This is a genomic window from Neobacillus notoginsengisoli (assembly GCF_003515685.1).
Taxonomy (GTDB): domain Bacteria; phylum Bacillota; class Bacilli; order Bacillales; family Cytobacillaceae; genus Bacillus_D; species Bacillus_D notoginsengisoli.
Map to the genome: position 1 here is coordinate 40,897 of NZ_QWEG01000005.1, position 21,029 is coordinate 61,925.

The following is a 21,029-nucleotide window of genomic DNA, read 5'->3' on the forward strand; positions in this document are numbered from 1 at the left end:
TTGACACGACCTGGCTGTTTTGATACTTTATTAGTAGAATTAGCACTCGGGATAAATGAGTGCTAACAGAGGTGATGAACGTTGTTGACTGATCGCCAATTATTGATTCTACAGGTCATTGTTGATGAATTCATCCGGTCTGCGCAGCCTGTTGGATCGCGGAGTTTGTCGAAGAAGGGGAATATCTCATTCAGCTCCGCGACGATTCGAAATGAAATGGCGGATCTTGAGGAACTGGGCTATATAGAAAAAACCCATACATCGTCAGGGAGGATCCCTTCAGAAAAGGGTTACCGCTATTATGTGGATTATCTTTTGTCTCCTGAACAAATTGATGAACGTGATCTATCGAAGATAAAGTCGGTCTTTGCTGAAAGGATCTTCGAGTTCGAGAAAATCATTCAGCGCTCAGCGATGATCCTGTCCGAGATGACGAGTTATACGTCCATAATGCTTGGTCCTGCGGTGGATGAAAATCGGCTGAGGAAAATCCAGATTGTCCCGTTAAATAAAGAAACGGCCATCGCAATCATTGTGACTGATACCGGCCATGTGGAAAATAAGACGATTCAGCTTCCGGCTACGATGGATGCTGGCGACCTTGAAAAAATGGTAAACATTCTTAATGAGAGACTGGCGGGGGTTCCGCTTGTGGAATTGCGGGATAAATTGTATAAGGAAGTGGCGGTTTTGCTGAGGCAGCATATCAGCAACTACGATATCATGCTCCATATGATTTCGGACACGTTGAATATGCCCGTCAGCGAGAAGTTGTTTTTTGGCGGGAAAACAAACATTCTCAGCCAACCGGAATTCAATGATATTTCAAAGATTCGCAGTCTTATGTCCATGATTGAACAAGAGCAGCCTGTGTATGAATTAATCAAAAACAGCCCTGCCGGAATTACGATCCGGATTGGACGTGAGAATGATAACCTTGCGATGGAAAATTGCAGCCTTATTACGGCGACATACGCAATGGGTGAAGAGAAACTTGGGAGCATTGGCATCCTTGGACCTACCCGGATGGAGTACTCTAGGGTAATTAGTTTGCTGAAAGTCATGAGCCGGGATTTATCAACAGTCCTGACTAAGCTGTATCAAACAAAATAGAACGGGAAATATTGAGTATGGGCGGATGCCTTATCCCGCCCTTTTTCTTGGCGTTTTTTACATATTTATTCAAGCTGAACTAAAGAATTGTACATAGTTGATTGGAGTGGAAGGCACGTAGACTCCTCAAAAATCCTCAATTATGCTATCGCATAATTTCGTGCGATGTTAGTTCAGGGAAGCTGGTTGTCCTGCGGGATGTAGCGGCAAGGTGGAGACCCCACAGGCGCCAAAGCGCCGAGGAGGCTCCACTGACGCCCCGCGCGGCGCTGTGTGCCTCGTGACAGGCAAAAACCGCCTGCCCTGCGATGACTATTCTCAGAAGCTTTCCTTTGTGGAGCGCAAATCAACGGCAACGTTCAAAAATTAAGTTGGTTTATAATAGATGCCTTTAAGGGAGGTGAGCAAATTGACAGAAGAAAAGAAGACTGATGTTACCAACATGGAAGAAGAGCATAAAGAGGCGGAGTTTGCAAATGAAGAAACTGTAGCTGACCGCACCGAAACTCCAGAAGAGACTGATTTTGCAGCTGAAAAGTCTGCTGAACTTCAACAAATGCTGGAGGAAGTTGAAAACCGGTATGTTAGGCTACAGGCTGATTTTGATAATTACCGGCGCCGGGTTAAATTAGACGCGGAAGCTGCCGAAAAATACAGGGCCCAGAGCCTAATTACAGATATTCTTCCAACCCTGGACAATTTTGAAAGGGCATTGAACCTGGAAGTCGAAGGTGAACATGCCGCATCACTGAAGCAGGGGGTGGAAATGGTTTTCCGAGGATTGCTGGATGCATTAAAGAAAGAAGGGCTCCAGGCGATTGAGGCGGTTGGCAAACCGTTTGACCCTAATTTTCATCAGGCAGTTATGCAGGTGGAAGATGATGCGTTTGATTCAAATACAGTGGTTGAAGAATTTCAAAAAGGGTATTTGTTAAAGGATAAGGTAATCCGCCATTCAATGGTAAAAGTTAATAAATAGACTGCCTGTCTACATATATGGAATTGGAGGAATAAGGATTATGAGTAAAATAATTGGAATCGATCTTGGTACGACCAACTCATGTGTTGCCGTCCTTGAAGGGGGAGAACCGAAAGTAATCCCGAACCCTGAAGGGAATAGAACGACTCCATCTGTCGTTGCTTTTAAAAATGGCGAGCGCCAGATTGGTGAGGTTGCAAAGCGCCAAGCTGTTACGAATGCTGATACAATCATGTCTATTAAAAGGCATATGGGAACAACCCATACAGAAGAAATAGAGGGCAAGAAATATACGCCCCAGGAAGTTTCCGCAATCCTGCTTCAGTACTTGAAGTCCTATGCGGAAGATTACCTTGGAGAAGAGGTTACGAAAGCGGTCATCACCGTTCCTGCTTACTTTAATGATGCTGAGCGCCAGGCAACAAAAGATGCCGGCCGGATCGCGGGCCTTGAAGTAGAAAGGATCATCAACGAGCCGACAGCAGCAGCACTTGCTTATGGCCTTGATAAAACGGATGAAGACCAGACAATTCTCGTATACGACCTTGGAGGCGGTACGTTTGACGTATCCATCCTTGAGCTTGGCGATGGCGTGTTTGAAGTAAAAGCGACTGCTGGTGATAACCGCCTTGGCGGAGATGATTTCGACCAGGCTATCATTGACTATCTCGTTGACCAGTTCAAAAAAGAAAACGGAATCGACCTTTCACAGGATAAAATGGCCGTTCAGCGCTTGAAGGATGCGGCTGAAAAAGCAAAGAAAGATCTTTCCGGCATTACTTCAACTCAGATTTCACTTCCATTCATCACTGCAGGAGCAGCCGGACCGCTTCACCTTGATGTACAATTGACAAGGGCAAAGTTCGATGAATTGACTGCTGGACTTGTAGAACGGACAATGGGACCAACACGCCAAGCACTAAGCGATGCCGGCATGTCCGCTTCTGAAATCGACAAAGTGATTCTCGTCGGCGGTTCAACAAGGATTCCTGCTGTACAGGAAGCGATTAAGCAAGCAACGGGCAAAGAACCGCACCGCGGTGTAAATCCGGATGAGGTTGTCGCAATGGGTGCGGCCATTCAGGGCGGTGTCATCTCCGGTGATGTGAAGGATATTGTCCTCTTGGACGTTACTCCTTTGTCACTTGGTATCGAAACGATGGGCGGCGTCATGACAAGGCTAATCGAACGCAATACGACAATCCCAACTTCCAAGTCGCAGATCTTCTCGACTGCTGCTGACAACCAGACAGCGGTTGATATCCATGTCTTGCAAGGGGAACGTCCAATGGCGGCGCAAAACAAGACACTTGGACGCTTCCAACTGGCTGATATCCCACCTGCACCACGCGGAATACCGCAAATTGAAGTTACATTCGATATCGATAAAAACGGTATCGTAAATGTCCGTGCGAAGGATCTTGGCACGAACAAAGAACAGCAAATTACGATCAAGTCTTCAACAGGCCTGAGCGATGAAGAAATCGAGCGCATGGTCAAAGAAGCTGAAACGAATGCGGAAGCGGATAAGAAGGCAAAAGAAGAGGCTGATCTCCGGAACGAAGCCGACCAGCTTGTCTTTACGACTGAAAAAACGCTTAAGGACTTGGAAGGTAAAGTTGATGCTTCAGATGTGGCCCAGGCCAATGAAGCAAAAGACGCCCTTAAGGCTGCAATCGAGAAAAATGATTTGGACGAAATGCGTACCAAGAAAGACGCACTTCAGGAAATTGTCCAAAACCTTTCTGTAAAGCTTTATGAAGAAGCAGCAAAGCAGGCGCAGGCTCAACAGGGCCAGGACGCAGGAGCTGAAGGCGGCGCACGCCAGGACGACAACGTAGTCGACGCCGAATTCGAAGAAATCAAAGACGATAAATAAGAAAAGCGGAGGCGGCTCGCACAGGGGCGACAGGCTTAAGACGAGCCGGCCAGAAGGCGTTCTTTGCCTTCTTGCCGGATTGGCTTAAGACCCCGAGCCCCTGGCCGCCGCAGCTAGACAAAGAAAAGCGGAGGCGGCCGTTTAGCGCCGTATGGACTGGAGGGCTCCGAACGAGATAAAGGAAACACGATGAACGGAGTGAATCGATGTTGACTTATCGTAAGGAGGAGACCGAAGTCCACTAGGCGCTGGCCGCCACAGCTAGACAAAGAAAAGCGGAGGCGGCTCGCCCAGGGGCGACAGGCTTAAGACGAGACGGCCAGAAGGCGTTCTTTGCCTTCTTGCCGGATTGGCTTAAGACCCCGAGCCCCTAGCCGCCGTAGCTAGACAAATAGAAAAGCGCAAGCGACGTATTTTTAGAAAAAGTCAAAGTCACGATTACTGGCTTTGGCTTTTTCTGTGGCTTGCCATCTCTATCTTTATATTGTTTAACAGCCATCTGGATGGTACAATTATTTTTATGTGAGATTTTTCGGGAGTGGTTACATGAGCAAAAGGGATTACTATGAGGTTCTGGGCGTGGGCAAAGGTGCTTCTAAGGACGAGATCCGAAAAGCCTACCGCAAGCTTTCAAAAAAGTATCACCCGGATATAAATAAAGAACCTGATGCAGACGAAAAGTTTAAAGAATTATCAGAAGCATATGAAACGCTGAGCGACGACCAAAAGCGTGCCCATTACGATCAATTCGGCCACACCGACCCTAACCAGGGCTTTGGTGGAGGTGCTGATTTTGGCGGGGGCTTTGGCGGTTTCGAAGATATTTTTAATTCGTTCTTCGGCGGAGGCGCAGCAAGAAGGCGGGATCCAAATGCACCTAGGCAGGGTGCCGATCTTCAATATACGATGACCGTATCCTTTGAAGAAGCTGCTTTTGGAAAAGAAACCGACATTGAAATACCGAGGGATGAAACATGTGACACTTGCCAAGGCTCCGGTGCGAAACCGGGAACGAGCCCGGATACATGCGGGCATTGTCATGGAACTGGCCAGCTGAATGTGGAGCAGAATACACCTTTTGGCCGTATAGTCAATCGAAGGGTGTGTACTTACTGTAATGGAACAGGCAAGGAAATTAAGCATAAATGTTCAACCTGTGGCGGTGAAGGCAAGGTAAGGAAGCGCCGTAAAATCCATGTGAAAATTCCTGCGGGCATTGATGATGGCCAACAATTGCGAATGGCGGGACAAGGAGAGGCAGGCATTAACGGAGGACCTCCGGGAGACTTATACGTTGTCTTCCATGTCAGGCCGCATGAATTTTTCGAGCGTGACGGGGATGACGTATATTGTGAAATGCCGCTGACCTTCGTCCAGGCTTCATTGGGTGACGAAATTGAAGTTCCGACGCTGCATGGCAAGGTTAAATTAAAAGTTCCTTCTGGAACACAATCGGGTACTAAATTCCGGCTTCGCGGGAAAGGAATTCCGAATGTGCGGGGTTACGGAACAGGTGACCAGCATGTGATCGTCAGAATTATCACCCCTACAAAATTGACAGATAAGCAAAAACAGCTTCTCCGTGAGTTTGCTGAGATCAGTGGGAAGGCACCACTTGGAGAGCATGAAGAAAGCTTTTTTTCAAAAGTAAAACGCGCCTTTAAGGGCGACTGAGATAGGGGCAAACGCAATGAAGTGGTCTGAAATCAGCATCCATACGACAAATGAAGCAGTTGAACCGATTTCCCATATCCTTCATGAGGCAGGGGCAAGCGGAGTCGTAATCGAGGATCCATTTGAGCTGGTCAAGGAACGGGAAGATCAGTTTGGCGAAATCTATCAACTCGACCCTCGGGATTATCCGGAAGAAGGCGTAATTGTGAAAGCGTACCTTCCGATAAACAGCTTCCTAGGAGAATCAGTTGATGCGATTAAGGAAGCAATCAACAACCTGATTATCCATGATATCGATATCGGCCTGAATAAGGTAACCATCTCCGAGGTCAATGAAGAGGAGTGGGCGACAGCCTGGAAGAAGTACTACAATCCAGTTAAAATATCCGAACGATTCACGGTTGTGCCTACTTGGGAGGAGTATACTCCCGTTCACAGCGATGAATTGATCATTGAACTCGATCCAGGAATGGCTTTCGGAACGGGTACCCATCCCACCACTGTGATGTGCATACAGGCACTGGAGCGAACAGTTTTGCCTGGAGATGAAGTGATTGATGTCGGAACAGGGTCAGGTGTATTGAGCATCGCCGCGGCTTTGCTAGGGGCCTCATCTATAAAAGCATTTGACCTGGACGAGATCGCGGTAAAAGCAGCAAGGCTGAATATCAAGCTTAATAAAGTCCAGGACAGAGCAGTCGTTGCCCAAAACAATCTGCTCGATGATATTCCCGACCATTCGGCAAATGTCATTGTCGCCAATATTTTGGCCGAGGTGATTGTACGGTTTACTGCTGATGCGGCGCGTGTCATCAAGCCGGGCGGCACATTTATCACGTCAGGAATCATCCAGGCGAAAAAAGATTTGGTCGTGGATGCACTCATACAAGATGGATTTAGCATCAAGGAAACAATGGTGATGGAAGACTGGGTTGCGATTATTGCTCAAAGAAACTAAAGTAAATGAAAGCGGCGTCCGTTTTTGACATACGGATGCCTTTTTCATTGTTAAGGAAATTATAAAATATGTCCTTGTGGAAAACTCAAAACAAGTTGTTGTAATCCAGCTCCACAAAGGAAAGCTTCGGGAGCATAAGCATCGCACGAAGGAAAAGCGTTAGCTTTTTCGAGGAGCGCCTAGCCCCTCGAGGTCACAAGCCATTCCGGCCAAAAGGTGAAAGACCGAACCTTTCGTCCGGCTCGTCTTGTGCTTGGCTACGCTTCGCTCGCATTAAGGGCGACTAAGGCTTTGCTGTCGCAAAACCAAGTCTTCCTATATCGGGGCTGACCAAAAAGGAAAGCTTCTGGGATTAATCATCGCAGGGACAGGCGGTTTTTGCCTGTCACAAAGGCGCTTGCGCATTTTGTTCTGTTTCTCACATATTTAAGTGACTTTAGCAGCAACTTTTAGTAAAATAGAAATATTGCTTGCAGAGGGGTGCATTTTGTGCAGCGCTATTTTGTAGATAAGCAGGAGCAAAGCCAATTTATTCTTGAAAATGATGACCGCCACCATATAGTGAAGGTAATGCGGATGAATCCTGGGGATGAGATTATTTGTGTTAATCCAGACGGCAGGAGCGCCATTTGCAAAATTGCAGAAATTACCGATGAAGCAGTCGTGGCCGATATAGTAAAATGGAATGATGAAACAGTTGAATTGCCAGTCCGTGTAACCATTGCATGCGGCCTTCCAAAAGGGGACAAGCTTGAGTGGATCATCCAGAAGGGAACGGAAATGGGGGCGTACAGCTTCATTCCATTTGCAGCGAAAAGGTCAGTTGTCAAGTTGGATGAAAAGAAGTCTGGAAAAAAAACAGAGCGATGGCAAAAGATAGCGAAGGAAGCTGCCGAGCAATCCCATCGGAATCAAGTGCCCGGAGTTTCGGCACCGATAGATTTCCATACTCTTCTAAAAGAGAGTAAAAACTACGATTTCAAGGTTGTAGCTTATGAAGAAGAAAGCAGGTCCGGTGAAACGGCTAATTTTGTACAAACCCTCAACCAACTTCAGACAGGGGATTCATTGTTCATTGTATTTGGCCCCGAGGGAGGACTTTCGGAAAAGGAAGCCAGGCTCCTCGAGGACCATGATTTTAAGCTTTGCGGGCTTGGCCCGAGAATATTAAGGGCAGAAACCGCCCCGCTTTATGCGCTGGCGGCGATTTCCTACCAATTAGAACTAATGAGGTGAGTTTACATGCCTACAGTCGCGTTTCATACTCTTGGATGCAAGGTGAACCACTATGAAACTGAAGCAATCTGGCAATTGTTTAAACAGGAAGGCTATGAACGGGTTGAGTTTGAATCAACTTCCGATGTCTATATAATTAATACTTGCACAGTAACGAATACTGGAGATAAAAAGAGCCGCCAGGTCATCCGCCGTGCAATCAGGAAAAATCCCGATGCGGTTATTTGTGTAACTGGCTGCTATGCCCAGACTTCTCCAGCGGAAATCCTCGCGATTCCCGGGGTGGATATCGTTGTCGGGACACAAGACCGTGTTAAGATGCTAGAGTATATCGAGCAATACAAGCATGAAAGGCAACCGATTAACGGTGTACGCAACATTATGAAGAACCGTGTTTATGAGGAACTTGATGTTCCCGCATTTACTGACCGGACACGGGCTTCCCTGAAAATTCAGGAGGGCTGCAATAATTTCTGCACCTTCTGTATCATTCCGTGGGCACGCGGCTTGATGAGGTCTCGCGATCCGAAGGAAGTTATTCGCCAGGCCCAGCAGCTCGTTGATGCAGGCTACAAGGAGATTGTATTGACCGGTATTCATACTGGCGGATATGGTGAAGATATGAAAGATTACAATCTTGCCTCCCTTCTTAGTGACCTCGAAGCTCAGGTGAAAGGTCTGAAGCGCCTCCGTATATCTTCAATCGAGGCTAGTCAAATTACGGATGAAGTGATTCAGGTAATCAACGATTCGAATCTTGTTGTCCGCCATCTCCATATTCCTTTACAATCCGGCTCGGATACAGTACTGAAGCGGATGCGCAGGAAATATACGATGGAGTTCTTTGGCGAGCGTATTGAACGGCTAAAAGAGGCCCTTCCCGGCCTTGCGGTCACTTCTGACGTTATTGTTGGTTTTCCGGGTGAAACGGATGAAGAGTTCATGGAAACATACAATTTCATTAAAGAACATAAATTTTCTGAGCTTCATGTCTTCCCATATTCAAAGCGGACCGGTACCCCTGCCGCCCGAATGGAAGACCAGGTTGATGAAGAAGTGAAAAATGAGCGCGTCCACAAACTCATTGCACTTTCAGATCAGCTTGCCAAGGAATATGCTTCTCAATCCGAAGGGGAAGTACTTGAAGTGATACCTGAGGAAGAATTCAACAATGAAGGGATGTATGTCGGCTACACCGATAATTACCTGAAGGTTGTTTTCCCTGCAACTGAAGACATGGTTGGCAAATTAGTGAAAGTAAAAATCGCTAAAGCCGGCTACCCTTATAATGAAGGACAATTCGTCAAAATTATGGATGAAACAACAGAACTGAAAGAAGCTGTTATTTAGAGTAATAGTGTAAGGAAGGCTGCCCGGCGTTTAGCTGGGCAGCCTTCTAAATTGTTTGAAAGCGCTCGCTCCGATTCTCCCTTCATTTAGCTTTTCTGTCAGCGCGCATGAAGGTACATAATCATCCTTCCGAACCGTTCAGCAAACGGGAGAGCCATTAATGAGGTCAGGACGTTAAAGATCACACTGATATGGGCCAACTGTACATCGGGGGATTTTGCAAGATCGGGCCCAAGGCTTCCGAGCACTGGGATAAGAGGAATAAACAACATGACTCCAATGACATTCAGCCATACATGGGCAAAAGCGGCGAGCCTTGCTTCCTCTCCGCCCCCTATCGAAGCGAGAAGGGCAGTAATGCAAGTTCCGATATTTGCCCCGAGCATAACAGCGATTCCCGCTTCAAGCCCTAAAACGCCCGAGGTAAGGAATCCCATCGCAATTCCGGTCATCGCTGTACTGGATTGAATTACAGCGGTCATACAGGCGCCTACAGCAATTCCGATCAACAGATGCTCATTTAATGACATGAGCAGCCTCGAAACAGAATCAACTGAAGTGAGCGGCACTGCCAGCATTTCGAACCCCTTCATTGCAGTAAAAACGGATGCAATCCCTAGAAGAACCATGCCAAGACTCCGCCATACCACATTCCGGGCAAGAATGAATAATCCTCCGGCAATGGCGATCGGAATTAGAATTCTGCCCAGGTCAAACGTGATCAATTCGGTTTTAAAGGTTGTCCCGATATTTGTCCCTAGGATGATTCCGATCGACTGTGGGAAGGTCAAAATCCGTGCGGATATCAATCCGATTGCCAAAACCATCACCGTCGAACTGCTTTGCAATACAGCCGTGACCAAGGTGCCTGTAACCATTCCTTTTGCCGGACTGCTAGTCAGTTTTTTTAGGAGTACTTTAAGCCTGTTCCCGGAAATATTAAACATCCCGATCCTGATGACGGTCATGCCTAGTATAAATAATCCAATACATAAACTGAATAAAATAATATATTTCAACAGCATCCACTCCCGTTATCATTCTATTGCCTGTCCAGTGGAAGCATGATAGGAATTTCCGGTTTATGGCTATAAAATTGCCTAATGTCCAAAATAACAATGGAGGAGAGGGCAAGTACCGTTAAATTCAGTTGACCTCTTGAAAAGGTTGTATTATAATGGCAAAGTACATGGAGTTCCATGTGTTTGATGTGAGTGTGTTGTGTTCGGAGGGAGGGAAAGAGAATGTCTAAAACCGTCGTTCGTAAAAACGAATCGCTTGAAGATGCTCTTCGACGCTTTAAACGTACTGTATCTAAATCAGGTACTATCCAAGAAGCTAGAAAGCGCGAATTCTACGAAAAGCCTAGTGTAAAGCGTAAGAAGAAGTCTGAAGCAGCTAGAAAACGCAAGTTCTAAGAGAGGGTCGGATCATATTGAGTCTACTCGAGCGTTTGAATAATGACATGAAACTAGCGATGAAAAGCAAAGACAAAGACAAGTTGACTGTTATCCGGATGATTAAAGCTTCCCTGCAGAATGAAGCCATTAAGCATGGGAAAGAACTCACCGGGGAAGAAGAGCTTACTGTCCTTTCTCGCGAAATGAAACAACGGAAAGACTCCCTTCATGAATTTGATAAAGCAGGTCGCCAAGATCTTGTGGAAAAGTTGCATCAGGAAATAGCAATAGTTGAAATTTATATGCCTCAGCAGCTTTCTGAAGAAGAGCTTGAAGGCATTGTAAAGGAAACCATTACTGAAACCGGTGCAAGTTCTAAAGCTGAAATGGGAAAAGTGATGGCTGCCATTATGCCGAAAGTAAAAGGCAAGGCGGATGGATCGCTTGTTAATAAACTTGTGCAACAACACCTTTCATAATTCAACTGACATCAATGGCCGCAGGCGTAAGCCTGCGGTTTTATTTTCGTTTGGAAACTGGGAAAACACAGAAAATTTTTCTAAATGAAACTTTATCTAAGTTAAAGCGTACATACTAAGGTAGGGAGATTTAGAGGGGGGGAGGATTGTAATGGCAGAATTTATAACGGATCCCATAGTCGTAACTGTATTATTGACAATAGCAGGTATGGCTATGGTACTCGAACTTTTTTCGCCAAGGATGGGACTGCCGGGCCTGGTCGGGCTTTCCGCCTTGCTCGTGTTTTTTTATGGACATTTCATGGCCGGTCTGGCGGGCTTTGGGACCCTGGCTCTTTTTGTTGCAGGAATTGTCCTTATTTTTATGGAGTTTTTTCTGCCGGGCGCAGTGGCGGGAACACTTGGCATAGCCGCTTTAGTCGGAAGCCTGTTCCTTGCCGGGGGCAGTACGTTTCAAATGGGTGTTTCTTTACTCATATCCATTTTTTTCTCAATTGTTTTTTTCATCCTGCTCATTAAAGTGTTTCACAAAAAAATGGCGCTTTTCAACTCGATGGTCCTGTTTGATACAGCCCGCAAGGAAGATGGCTATGTTTCGAATATAAACCGGACAGACCTTCTCGGAAAAGAAGGAGTTGCCATGACAGTGCTGCGACCGTCCGGAACGGCACTGTTTAACAACGAACGGATTGATGTCGTGACAGAAGGAGCCTTTATTAAAGCAGATGCGAGAGTAATGGTTATTGAAGTAGAAGGCCCGCGGGTAGTTGTGAGAGAGATAAAAAATTAAGGAGGAACTAAATTGTTGACAAATGAAACTGTTTTTCTTTTTGCCATCATTGCTGTAGGTTTTATTCTATTAGCCATTTTATTGTCATTCGTACCTGTCATGCTTTGGATTTCGGCACTTGCCGCCGGTGTGAGGGTCAGTATTTTTACCCTTATTGGAATGAGGCTCCGCCGCGTAACACCGCACAGGGTTATCAATCCGCTTATTAAAGCCCATAAAGCCGGGCTGAATGTGACAACAAACCAGCTTGAGAGCCATTATCTTGCGGGCGGTAACGTAGACAGGGTCGTAAACGCCTTGATCGCAGCACACAGGGCCAATATTGAGCTTTCCTTTGAACGAAGCGCTGCCATTGACCTGGCAGGCCGTGACGTACTCGAGGCAGTGCAAATGAGTGTTAACCCGAAAGTTATTGAAACGCCTTTTATCGCCGGCGTTGCAATGAACGGGATTGAGGTAAAAGCAAAAGCAAGGATCACGGTGCGGGCGAATATTGACCGCCTTGTCGGGGGAGCCGGTGAAGAGACCATCGTTGCCCGTGTCGGGGAAGGTGTAGTGTCAACCATCGGTTCTTCCGAAACTCACAGCAAGGTACTTGAAAATCCTGATTTGATTTCCCAGACAGTCCTTGCAAAAGGGCTCGATGCAGGAACGGCTTTTGAAATCCTCTCAATCGACATAGCGGACGTTGATATCGGCAAAAACATTGGTGCAGAGCTTCAAACCGAACAAGCCGAGGCGGATAAAAAAATTGCCCAGGCAAAAGCGGAAGAGCGCCGTGCCATGGCTGTTGCCAGCGAACAAGAGATGCGCGCGAAGGTAGAAGAAATGCGCGCTAGGGTTGTCGAGGCCGAGGCTGAGGTTCCGCTTGCAATGGCGGAAGCACTGAAAACAGGAAATATTGGGGTCATGGATTATATGAATTTCAGAAATATTTCTGCTGATACAGATATGAGAGACTCAATTGGCAAAATGGGCAAAGACAAAAAGGAAGATGGCCAGTAAGCAGCCATAACTGCTGCATTCAGAGCAGGGAAGGAGGCACATTTTGGAAAGGATTTTTGAGAATCCCATTCTTTTATTCATTGTTATTGCCTTTATTTCTTCTCTTTTCGCAAAATCCAAAGGGAACACTGAAAATAAGCGGCGTACCTTTCCGGACTTGAGAAAGGAATTTGAAGAAACATATCGCGAAATGACCCGGCAGGAAGAGCCGGATCCAGGAAAAATGCCTCCTTTAAGGAGGTCGGAACCTGTGTATAAAGCACATGTTGAACAAGCTGTCCAACCAGTGAAAGCTGTAAAGGAAAAACCTGTTTCCAAAGCAATAGCAAAGAGAACCCAGGATAGTCTCAGGCCTTCTCTAAGCCAGGAGCAAAAGAAGCATCCTGAACCGCCACCTTCAATTGAGCCGGTTAAGGAGAAAAATCTCGCGGATGCGATTGTGTGGGCTGAAATCCTCGGGCCTCCCCGGGCAAAGAAGCCATATTCTAAACGGTAGTTGCCCCTATCAAGTCCGCCGGAAAAGAAAAACAAGTGCTAGAACCCTCTTTCATTTCATAAATATGATGTGAAAGGGGGTTCTTTTTTTTATGGCGAAGAAATGGGGCCATTCACTCCGAAAATGGATAGCGGTAAAAATGGATCTTCCTCAGGATGTCATGATGGATTTACCGAGGATCACAATGATTGGCCAAATCCATATTTATATAGAAAATCACAGAGGACTCCTAACCTTTACAGACAAGGAACTTAGGCTGCTGCTAAAAAAGGGGCAGCTTTTGATAAAAGGAAAAGCGTTTGTCATTAAAACGATTTTGCCGGAAGAAATCTTGCTTGAGGGAAAAATTGACCAGGTTGTCTATATAAACGATGAGACCGGGGGATCTTAATGAAAAATCAGTGGATGGATTTTTTTTCGGGAAAGGTGACTGTCAGGCTATCGGGCAGGGGAAATGAACGGTTTCTTAATACACTAGCCAGGAATGGCTTTCAGATATGGAATGTAAGGAGGGAAGGGCCTGATGTAATCCTGTTTACAATCAGGCTTCGTGACGCATTGAGAATCCGACGATACGTGAAAGGTTCTGAGTGTAAAATTTCTTTCATTAGGCGCAAAGGGTTCCCTTTTTTAGTGAGGCGTCTTCTTAGGAACAGTGGATTCTTAATTGGTGGTTTCCTGTTTTTATTTATGTTTCTATTATTATCAAATGTCGTTTGGGGTATAGAAATAAAAGGTGCTAAACCAGAAACAGAGTATCTGATCCGAAAAGAATTGGACAAGATTGGAATAAAATCCGGAAAACTGATTTTCTCTCTTGATAATGTCGATACAATCCAGAAAAAACTGACTAACCAGGTAGGTGCAATTACATGGGTTGGTGTGGAACTACGCGGGACAACCTATCATCTAAGAGTCGTTGAAAAAAACGAACCGAACGAGCAGGAAACCTTTACACCAAGGCATCTTATTGCAAAAAAAGAAGCTGTGATCGTCAACTATTTTATTGAAAAAGGGATTAAACTTTTTGACGTGAATGAGCGCGTTGTACCAGGCCAAGTTCTCGTTTCAGGCATGATTGGCCGGGAAGGTGAGATGCAGGCGATTGCCGCCAAAGGGGAGATTTGGGGCGAAACTCTCTACAAAGGATATGCAGAGCTCCCACTGTCTGCAACATTCCAAGTATTCAATGGACTGGAACAGCAAAAGCATTATTTGCGCTTTGGCAGCTTCAGTGTCCCTATTTGGGGATTTGGTAAAGTGGAATTCACGGATTACGAAACAGAAACGACTTCCGTCAATGTGAAACTATATAAATGGCAGTTGCCTATTGCGCATGTAAACAAGACAATGAGGGAGCGGGAAGAGGTCACTCGCGTGTACACAAAAGAGGAGGCAATGAAAAAGGCTTCTGAATTGGCAAGAAATGATTTAAAAAAGCGGATTGATGAAGATGCTATCATTAAGGAGGAAAAAGTTTTGCACCGCACCATTTCCAATGGTAAAGTTAAACTGTCAATCCTATACACAGTAATTGAAAATATTGCAATAGGACAACCCATTATTCAAGGAGATTAATGAATGGCAGAAAATCCAAAAATCATCCAAATCCAGCTAGAAAATCCAAATGAAGCAGTCACTCTTTTCGGAAACTCGGATGCGAATCTGAAAATTTTAGAACAGGAATTGCGGGTTTCAATTATCTCAAGAGGAGAACTGGTAAATGTGGCGGGGCCCTCAGATTATGCAGAACTGGCTGCATCTGTGATGGAAAAACTCGCATATGTAATCAGGAAAGGAATTAGCATCGGTCCGAGGGACGTTTTATATGCAATCGACCTTGCCAGAAAAGGAACGCTTGAGTACTTTGAAAATTTATTTGAAGAGGAAATCGCCAAGAATGCCAAAGGCAAATCCATACGCCCTAAAACAATTGGCCAGGGATACTATATCAATGCGATCAAAAAACACGATATGGTATTTGGGATTGGCCCCGCGGGTACAGGCAAAACCTATCTGGCTGTCGTGATGGCTGTTGCTGCTTTAAAGAACGGCAGTGTGAATAAGATCATCCTTACGAGGCCGGCTGTTGAAGCTGGTGAGAGTCTTGGTTTCCTCCCAGGGGATTTAAAAGAGAAAGTTGATCCTTATTTAAGGCCGCTTTACGATGCGCTGCACGACGTTCTAGGTATGGAGCATACTGTCAGGCTGATCGAGCGGGGAACAATCGAAATAGCCCCTCTGGCGTATATGAGGGGGCGCACTCTTGACGAGGCATTCGTCATTTTGGATGAAGCGCAGAATACAACCCATGCCCAAATGAAAATGTTTTTAACACGGCTTGGCTTTGGATCCAAGATGATCGTCACCGGGGATAAAACCCAAATCGATTTGCCAAAAGGAGCCAAATCGGGGCTGGTGGCCGCTGAAGAGATATTGCAAAACGTTAAAGGGTTATCATTTGTCCATCTTGAACAGAGCGATGTCGTCCGCCATCCGCTTGTCGGAAGAATTATTGAAGCATATGGCAAAATTGAGTAAAGCTGCCCAACTGGGCAGCTTTTCCTATTTTGCCCGCCATTATTGGAATTTTAAGTGAAATATTACTTGAAAACTGGTATGCTTTTAAAAAGACCAAAAGATGCCGGATTATTACTTACTAAAAAATAGGTTTTGTTATAGAAGTATGTTGATTTTTAACTGCGTTGATTGGAGCGAAGGGCACCGACTCCGATAGGATGAAGCGGCAAGGTGGGGACCCTATGAAAAGCGGAAGCGCCTTCGTGACAGGCAAAAACCGCCTGTCCCTGCGATGATTATTCTCAGGAGCTTTCCTTAGTGGTCAGGGGCGACAGGCTTAAGACCCCGAGCCCCTAGGCGCTGCAGCTAGACTGACAGGCGCTTTAAGCGCCGAGGAGGCTCCACTGACGCCCAGTGGAAAGCGTGTGCCTCGTGACAGGCAAAAACCGCCTGTCTCTGCAATGATTATTCTTAGAAGCATTCCTTTGCGTAGCGGAAATCAACAGCCAAATTAAACACATCCAAAAAATATAGAGAAACATATACATACCCACTTTGGGAGGGGGACTTCTATATGGACTTGCTTCAGAAGCGATTTCAGAGAATCAAGCAACTATTAAACCTTGCTTTTTTTCGCATCCTTTTTTTTGCCGCTCTGGGCGTTATCCTTTTCCTGTCCATGTACAGCAATGTCAAGCCCGAACAGCTAAAGCTTGGCCTATTTGACATTGCCGAAAAAACCGTTGTTTCCCCGATTACTGTGGAAGATAAAGAGAGCACAGAGGCAAAGCGGAAAGAAGAGCTGAATCGGGTACAGGCCGTCTATACGCTTAAAAGTGAGTATTCCAAGAATCAGGTTGATTTGGTCGGTTCTATTTTCGACTCTGCCATAAAAATAAATCAGGAAGAAGAGGAATTGAAGAAAACATCGGAAGAACCAGATGACACAGAACCAAAGCCGGAAGTTAAGGGAATTCCCATTGCGGATAAAGTTAAAAAGTTAAAAGAGCGGCTTACCCAGTCTGTCATTGAAGAACTTCCGCAAGAAGTATTCTCTGCCATGGTCTCGGCCGATAACACACAATTGGCCATCGCAAAAGACTTAACGATTACGGCAATCAGCAATGAAATGGGAAACAGGATTCCAGCGGATGAAGTTGAAAATGCAAAAAAGCGGGTCGAGGAAGAACTAAAATACACAACAATGGATTCAAACCTCAAACAGGCCTCTATCCAATTGGGAAGATTCGCTGTGATCCAAAACGAATTTTACGATCCGCAGGCTACCGAAGAAAAGCGAAGGCAGATGTCCGAAAGTATTGAACCTGTGAAAATTCTTGAGGGCCAAGTAATTGTAGAAGAAGGGGAGCTTGTCACCCATGAAATATACAGGCAGTTAAACTTAACCCGCCTTTTGGACAGCCAGGATTCCAAGAAGCCATTTATTGGGCTGGCCTTATTGATTGTCATCATTTTATCTGCATTTTATTATTATTTCACACAACAAAAAAAAGCTCCGGATAAAAAACAAACAAACCTTTTGCTTTTCGGGATCGTATTTTCCTTTTCTATCATCGTGATGAAAATTGTCAGCCAATTTCAGCAACTGGATTATGAAGGGATCAGTTACCTGTTCCCTGCAGCGATGGCCGGCATGATTTTGACGATATTGATTGATGAAAAGCTTGCCTGGCTGACTGCTGTTGTACAGGCTATTTGCGGAAGCATTATTTTTAATGAAGAAATGACTGGCACTCTTAATATGTCTGCGGGTATTTATTTGCTGTGTGGCGGTTTGGCTGCAACATTTCTTTTGAAGGGACAGAATGCCAGGTCGAAAATATTGCAGGCGGGCCTATTTGCTTCCTTGGTCAACCTTGCGATTGTCTTTACCCTGTTGTTTTTAAGAAACACACAATATAGCGGAGTGGAGTATGGCTTATTATTTTTGTTTGCAGCAGTATCGGGGATTGCGTCTGCAGTGCTTGCATTAGGGATTTTGCCGTTTTTGGAAATGAGCTTTGGGATTTTATCAACGATGAAGCTGATTGAACTTTCGAATCCAAACCACCCTTTACTCAAAAAAATTCTGACAGAAGCGCCAGGAACATACCACCACAGTGTAATGGTTGCGAACATGTCCGAAGCGGCTTGTGAAGCAATAGGGGCAAATGGCCTTCTCGCCAGGGTAGGCTGCTATTATCATGACATCGGAAAAACAAAACGCCCGGTCTTTTTCATTGAAAACCAAGTAAACAGGGAAAATCCCCACGACCGGTTATCGCCGCAGAAAAGTGCGCAAATTATTATTGCGCATGCAACTGACGCCGCGGCAATGTTGAAAAAGCATAGAATGCCAAAAGAAATTATTGATATAGCCGAGCAGCACCATGGGACTTCGCTTATAAAGTATTTTTATCATAAAGCGAATCAGGCTGGAGGCGCGAAAGAAAGTGATTATCGTTATCCCGGTCCAAAAGCCCAAACGAAGGAAACGGCCATTATTGCAATCGCCGACAGTGTTGAAGCCGCAGTCAGGTCGATGTCCCATCCGACCCCTGAGCAGATTGAATCCCTTGTCCATTCAATCATTTCTGACAAACTGCAGGACGGGCAGCTAAATGACTGTGATTTAACGCTAAGGGAAATTGAAATGGTTGCACACACTCTGTGTGATACGTTAAAAGGGATTTTCCATTCAAGAATTGAATACCCTACAGAAATAACAAAACAGAAGGTGATACAAGTATGAGTTTAACAATTGATTTTTTGGATGAAACGGGCGCTGTTCAGGATGAGGCAGTGTCCAAGCTGGAAAGCCTCCTCAATTTTGCGGCAAAACAACTGCGTGTCGAGGAGGGCAGTGAAGTTTCGGTTACATTTGTCGGGAACGAAAGAATCCATGAAATAAACCGGGAATACAGAAAAAAAGATGCGCCGACCGATGTCATTTCATTTCCAATGGAGGAACCTGGTGAAGGTGAGATCGAAATAATAGGTGCGGGACTTCCAAGGATTTTAGGAGATATTATTATTTCCATTCCTAAAACGGAAGAGCAGGCTAAAGAATATGGGCACTCATTTATGAGGGAACTTGGGTTCCTTGCGGTCCACGGTTTTCTCCACTTGCTGGGGTATGATCATGAGACGGACGAGGAAGAAGCTGAGATGTTCTCACTTCAGAAAGGCATCCTTGATGCATACGGGCTTTCAAGGCTTCAAGGATAATGCCTGTATGAGGCTGATCAAATCGTTTGGTTATGCTATTGCGGGAATAGCTGTTGCCGTCAAAACGGAAAGAAATCTCAAAATCCATCTTGTGTTTGCAACGATAGCCATAGGTTTTTCTTTTTTCTTTTCAATTTCGAAAACGGAATGGCTTTTTATCCTTTTTTTAATTGGCGGCATGATTTCGCTTGAATTGTTGAACACTGCAATTGAAAGGGCAGTCAACTTGGTAACAGAGGAGGTGCATCCTCTTGCAAAGCAGGCGAAGGATATAGCTGCCGGAGCCGTGTTCATATTTGCTTGCCTATCGGTCGTAACCGGGCTTATCATATTTTTACCAAGGCTGGCTAAATGGGTTGGTTTATAAAAGGGTTGGCGGAGGCCAGCCTTTTTATTTTTGTAACTTTCCAAAACGGTGATTTGTAAATGGGTATGCAGTTTTGCTACAATAACCAAAAGGTTTCTCTTTTATTGAAATTGATTTGGGAAAATTCAAACTTTTTCATTAATTCCGCTTTCAGGGGATGAAACGAGAAGCAGTTTAAGGTAAAATGGAATCATGGAAAAAAAGAACCTTTACGTGTTTTGTTCTTCGTTTTCTAACCGGAGGAAATGTTTTAAAAAAGCACAAAGAGGTAATATGAGAAAGACAGCAGGAGGGTCTACCCAGCTGACTGATATCGGAGGAAATTGCAGCAATGGTGAATGAAAATCAAGGCCATAAATCGGGGTTCATTTCGATTATAGGTAGGCCTAATGTAGGAAAATCAACCTTTTTAAACAGGGTAATCGGGCAGAAAATTGCCATCATGAGCGATAAGCCTCAGACAACGCGCAACAAGGTTCAGGGAGTCCTGACTCTTGAAGATGCACAATTAATTTTTATAGATACACCCGGCATTCATAAACCCAAACATAAACTTGGTGATTTTATGATGAAGGTCGCTCAAAATACACTAAAAGGTGTGGACCTGATTTTGTTTATGGTCAGTGCGGAAGAAGGCTATGGAAAAGGCGAGGAATTCATTCTTGAAAAATTCCAGTCCGTAAAAACGCCGGTTTTTCTAATTATTAACAAGATCGATAAGGTGCATCCGGATAAACTTCTGAAAATAATTGATGAGTATAAAGATAAACATTCGTTTGAGGAGATTGTTCCAATTTCTGCTTTGGAAGGAAACAATGTTGACCGGCTATTGGACCAAATTAAGGAGCATATGCCGGAGGGGCCGCAGTTTTATCCGGCTGACCAGATAACAGATCACCCCGAGCGATTCATTGTTTCGGAATTGATTAGGGAAAAAGCACTGCATTTAACGAGAGAGGAAGTTCCCCATTCCCTTGCAGTTGTAATTGAAAAGATGGAGCGAGATGGCCAAAAGGATTTAGTCCATGTAATGGCAACAATTATTGTAGAAAGGGATTCCCAAAAGGGTATCATCATCGGCAAGCAGGGAGCCATGCTGAAGGAAGTTGGGAAGCGGGCAAGATTGGACATTGAACAACTGCTTGGAACGAAAGTATTCCTGGAACTCTGGGTGAAAGTCCAGAAGGATTGGCGCAACAAAATGTCACAGCTCCGTGATTTTGGTTTCAGGGAAGACGAGTACTGATCGGTATCAAGCGATTGGCATAGTCAAAACCCAATCGTTTACCGAATTATTCATGCAGGCGATTAACAATATTTTAGCATTATGAAATTTATATGACAGGTCATGATAAATGGTACCAGGGATAGTGAACAAAGCTAGACACAGAAGAAAGGATGGGGTTTTCGATGTTGGATTTTACCTGGAAGGTATTTAGTCAGACAGGTAACATTGACACATATCTTCTCTTTAAAGAAATGGATAAGGAAAGACAAGAAATTCCCGGCAATCTCGATGAAGAGCTAGCGCAAACTGATTTTCCTGTTTCATGAG

General features: G+C 45.1%; 21 protein-coding genes. 20 read left to right on the forward strand and 1 reads right to left on the reverse strand.

Going from position 1 to position 21,029, the window contains the following annotated elements:
* Window positions 1-81: 81 nt before the first annotated feature.
* The 7 genes from hrcA (at window position 82) to mtaB (ending at window position 9,189) form a co-directional block, all read left to right on the forward strand.
* A complete protein-coding gene (hrcA, locus tag D1B31_RS08630; protein WP_118920381.1) occupies window positions 82-1,113 on the forward strand; it encodes a heat-inducible transcriptional repressor HrcA in 1,032 nt (343 codons plus the stop codon).
* A 385-nt stretch (window positions 1,114-1,498) separates the two neighbouring features.
* Complete coding sequence (grpE, locus tag D1B31_RS08635; protein WP_118920382.1) at window positions 1,499-2,092, forward strand: nucleotide exchange factor GrpE; 594 nt, start codon at window positions 1,499-1,501, stop codon at window positions 2,090-2,092.
* A 40-nt stretch (window positions 2,093-2,132) separates the two neighbouring features.
* Window positions 2,133-3,971: a molecular chaperone DnaK gene (gene dnaK / locus D1B31_RS08640; RefSeq protein WP_118920383.1), complete on the forward strand. Its 1,839-nt coding sequence runs from the start codon at window positions 2,133-2,135 to the stop codon at window positions 3,969-3,971.
* Between the two features lie 546 nt (window positions 3,972-4,517).
* Entirely contained in the window at window positions 4,518-5,645 is a 1,128-nt protein-coding gene (gene dnaJ, locus D1B31_RS08645; protein ID WP_118920384.1) for a molecular chaperone DnaJ, read from the forward strand.
* Between the two features lie 16 nt (window positions 5,646-5,661).
* Complete coding sequence (gene prmA / locus D1B31_RS08650) at window positions 5,662-6,603, forward strand: 50S ribosomal protein L11 methyltransferase (RefSeq protein WP_118920385.1); 942 nt, start codon at window positions 5,662-5,664, stop codon at window positions 6,601-6,603.
* A gap of 489 nt (window positions 6,604-7,092) precedes the next feature.
* Window positions 7,093-7,839 (forward strand): 16S rRNA (uracil(1498)-N(3))-methyltransferase, encoded by a 747-nt coding sequence (locus D1B31_RS08655; RefSeq protein WP_118920386.1) that lies wholly within the window; start codon window positions 7,093-7,095, stop codon window positions 7,837-7,839.
* 6 nt (window positions 7,840-7,845) lie between these two features.
* Entirely contained in the window at window positions 7,846-9,189 is a 1,344-nt protein-coding gene (gene mtaB / locus D1B31_RS08660; protein ID WP_118920387.1) for a tRNA (N(6)-L-threonylcarbamoyladenosine(37)-C(2))-methylthiotransferase MtaB, read from the forward strand.
* A gap of 98 nt (window positions 9,190-9,287) precedes the next feature.
* Here the strand turns inward: mtaB and D1B31_RS08665 are convergent, their stop codons facing one another.
* Entirely contained in the window at window positions 9,288-10,214 is a 927-nt protein-coding gene (locus D1B31_RS08665) for a Na/Pi symporter (protein WP_338036460.1), read from the reverse strand.
* Between the two features lie 219 nt (window positions 10,215-10,433).
* Here D1B31_RS08665 and rpsU point away from each other — a divergent pair, with 219 nt between their 5' ends.
* The 13 genes from rpsU to D1B31_RS08730 all read left to right on the forward strand — a co-directional run bounded on the left by rpsU (window position 10,434) and on the right by D1B31_RS08730 (window position 21,028).
* Complete coding sequence (rpsU, locus tag D1B31_RS08670; protein WP_015595024.1) at window positions 10,434-10,607, forward strand: 30S ribosomal protein S21; 174 nt, start codon at window positions 10,434-10,436, stop codon at window positions 10,605-10,607.
* A 17-nt stretch (window positions 10,608-10,624) separates the two neighbouring features.
* The gene (locus D1B31_RS08675; RefSeq protein ID WP_048825597.1) at window positions 10,625-11,068 is read left to right on the forward strand and encodes a GatB/YqeY domain-containing protein; all 444 of its coding nucleotides are present in this window, start codon (window positions 10,625-10,627) and stop codon (window positions 11,066-11,068) included.
* A gap of 151 nt (window positions 11,069-11,219) precedes the next feature.
* Entirely contained in the window at window positions 11,220-11,858 is a 639-nt protein-coding gene (locus tag D1B31_RS08680; protein ID WP_118920389.1) for an NfeD family protein, read from the forward strand.
* A 15-nt stretch (window positions 11,859-11,873) separates the two neighbouring features.
* Window positions 11,874-12,863, forward strand: a complete 990-nt coding sequence (gene floA / locus D1B31_RS08685) for a flotillin-like protein FloA (RefSeq protein WP_192894764.1) — start codon at window positions 11,874-11,876, stop codon at window positions 12,861-12,863.
* Window positions 12,864-12,906: 43 nt separating this feature from the next.
* Window positions 12,907-13,359, forward strand: coding sequence for a hypothetical protein (locus D1B31_RS08690; RefSeq protein ID WP_118920391.1), 453 nt, complete (start codon window positions 12,907-12,909; stop codon window positions 13,357-13,359).
* A gap of 91 nt (window positions 13,360-13,450) precedes the next feature.
* Window positions 13,451-13,750 (forward strand): sporulation protein YqfC, encoded by a 300-nt coding sequence (gene yqfC / locus D1B31_RS08695; protein WP_118920392.1) that lies wholly within the window; start codon window positions 13,451-13,453, stop codon window positions 13,748-13,750.
* Complete coding sequence (gene yqfD, locus D1B31_RS08700; protein WP_118920393.1) at window positions 13,750-14,937, forward strand: sporulation protein YqfD; 1,188 nt, start codon at window positions 13,750-13,752, stop codon at window positions 14,935-14,937. The genes yqfC and yqfD overlap by 1 nt, the downstream gene beginning before the upstream one ends.
* A 3-nt stretch (window positions 14,938-14,940) precedes the next feature.
* Window positions 14,941-15,900: a PhoH family protein gene (locus D1B31_RS08705; protein WP_118920394.1), complete on the forward strand. Its 960-nt coding sequence runs from the start codon at window positions 14,941-14,943 to the stop codon at window positions 15,898-15,900.
* A 553-nt stretch (window positions 15,901-16,453) separates the two neighbouring features.
* Window positions 16,454-18,631: an HD family phosphohydrolase gene (locus D1B31_RS08710; RefSeq protein WP_118920395.1), complete on the forward strand. Its 2,178-nt coding sequence runs from the start codon at window positions 16,454-16,456 to the stop codon at window positions 18,629-18,631.
* The gene (gene ybeY / locus D1B31_RS08715; protein WP_118920396.1) at window positions 18,628-19,107 is read left to right on the forward strand and encodes an rRNA maturation RNase YbeY; all 480 of its coding nucleotides are present in this window, start codon (window positions 18,628-18,630) and stop codon (window positions 19,105-19,107) included. Before D1B31_RS08710 ends, ybeY begins: the two co-directional genes overlap by 4 nt.
* A 7-nt stretch (window positions 19,108-19,114) precedes the next feature.
* Window positions 19,115-19,474, forward strand: a complete 360-nt coding sequence (locus tag D1B31_RS08720; protein WP_192894759.1) for a diacylglycerol kinase — start codon at window positions 19,115-19,117, stop codon at window positions 19,472-19,474.
* A 331-nt stretch (window positions 19,475-19,805) separates the two neighbouring features.
* Window positions 19,806-20,720, forward strand: coding sequence for a GTPase Era (gene era / locus D1B31_RS08725; RefSeq protein WP_118920398.1), 915 nt, complete (start codon window positions 19,806-19,808; stop codon window positions 20,718-20,720).
* 164 nt (window positions 20,721-20,884) lie between these two features.
* Window positions 20,885-21,028, forward strand: coding sequence for a YqzL family protein (locus D1B31_RS08730; RefSeq protein WP_118920399.1), 144 nt, complete (start codon window positions 20,885-20,887; stop codon window positions 21,026-21,028).
* The last annotated feature ends 1 nt before the right edge of the window (window position 21,029 follow it).

Excerpts from the sequence above, each read along its gene's own strand:
- dnaJ (WP_118920384.1), top strand. The coding sequence starts at position 4,518 with ATGAGCAAAAGGGATTACTATGAGGTTCTGGGCGTGGGCAAAGGTGCT.
- D1B31_RS08705 (WP_118920394.1), top strand. The coding sequence starts at position 14,941 with ATGGCAGAAAATCCAAAAATCATCCAAATCCAGCTAGAAAATCCAAAT.
- D1B31_RS08720 (WP_192894759.1), top strand. The coding sequence starts at position 19,115 with ATGAGGCTGATCAAATCGTTTGGTTATGCTATTGCGGGAATAGCTGTT.
- rpsU (WP_015595024.1), top strand. The coding sequence starts at position 10,434 with ATGTCTAAAACCGTCGTTCGTAAAAACGAATCGCTTGAAGATGCTCTT.
- D1B31_RS08710 (WP_118920395.1), top strand. The coding sequence starts at position 16,454 with ATGGACTTGCTTCAGAAGCGATTTCAGAGAATCAAGCAACTATTAAAC.
- D1B31_RS08730 (WP_118920399.1), top strand. The coding sequence starts at position 20,885 with ATGTTGGATTTTACCTGGAAGGTATTTAGTCAGACAGGTAACATTGAC.
- D1B31_RS08680 (WP_118920389.1), top strand. The coding sequence starts at position 11,220 with ATGGCAGAATTTATAACGGATCCCATAGTCGTAACTGTATTATTGACA.
- yqfD (WP_118920393.1), top strand. The coding sequence starts at position 13,750 with ATGAAAAATCAGTGGATGGATTTTTTTTCGGGAAAGGTGACTGTCAGG.
- mtaB (WP_118920387.1), top strand. The coding sequence starts at position 7,846 with ATGCCTACAGTCGCGTTTCATACTCTTGGATGCAAGGTGAACCACTAT.
- ybeY (WP_118920396.1), top strand. The coding sequence starts at position 18,628 with ATGAGTTTAACAATTGATTTTTTGGATGAAACGGGCGCTGTTCAGGAT.
- D1B31_RS08665 (WP_338036460.1), bottom strand. The coding sequence starts at position 10,214 with ATGCTGTTGAAATATATTATTTTATTCAGTTTATGTATTGGATTATTT.
- prmA (WP_118920385.1), top strand. The coding sequence starts at position 5,662 with ATGAAGTGGTCTGAAATCAGCATCCATACGACAAATGAAGCAGTTGAA.
- dnaK (WP_118920383.1), top strand. The coding sequence starts at position 2,133 with ATGAGTAAAATAATTGGAATCGATCTTGGTACGACCAACTCATGTGTT.
- yqfC (WP_118920392.1), top strand. The coding sequence starts at position 13,451 with ATGGCGAAGAAATGGGGCCATTCACTCCGAAAATGGATAGCGGTAAAA.
- grpE (WP_118920382.1), top strand. The coding sequence starts at position 1,499 with ATGCCTTTAAGGGAGGTGAGCAAATTGACAGAAGAAAAGAAGACTGAT.
- era (WP_118920398.1), top strand. The coding sequence starts at position 19,806 with ATGGTGAATGAAAATCAAGGCCATAAATCGGGGTTCATTTCGATTATA.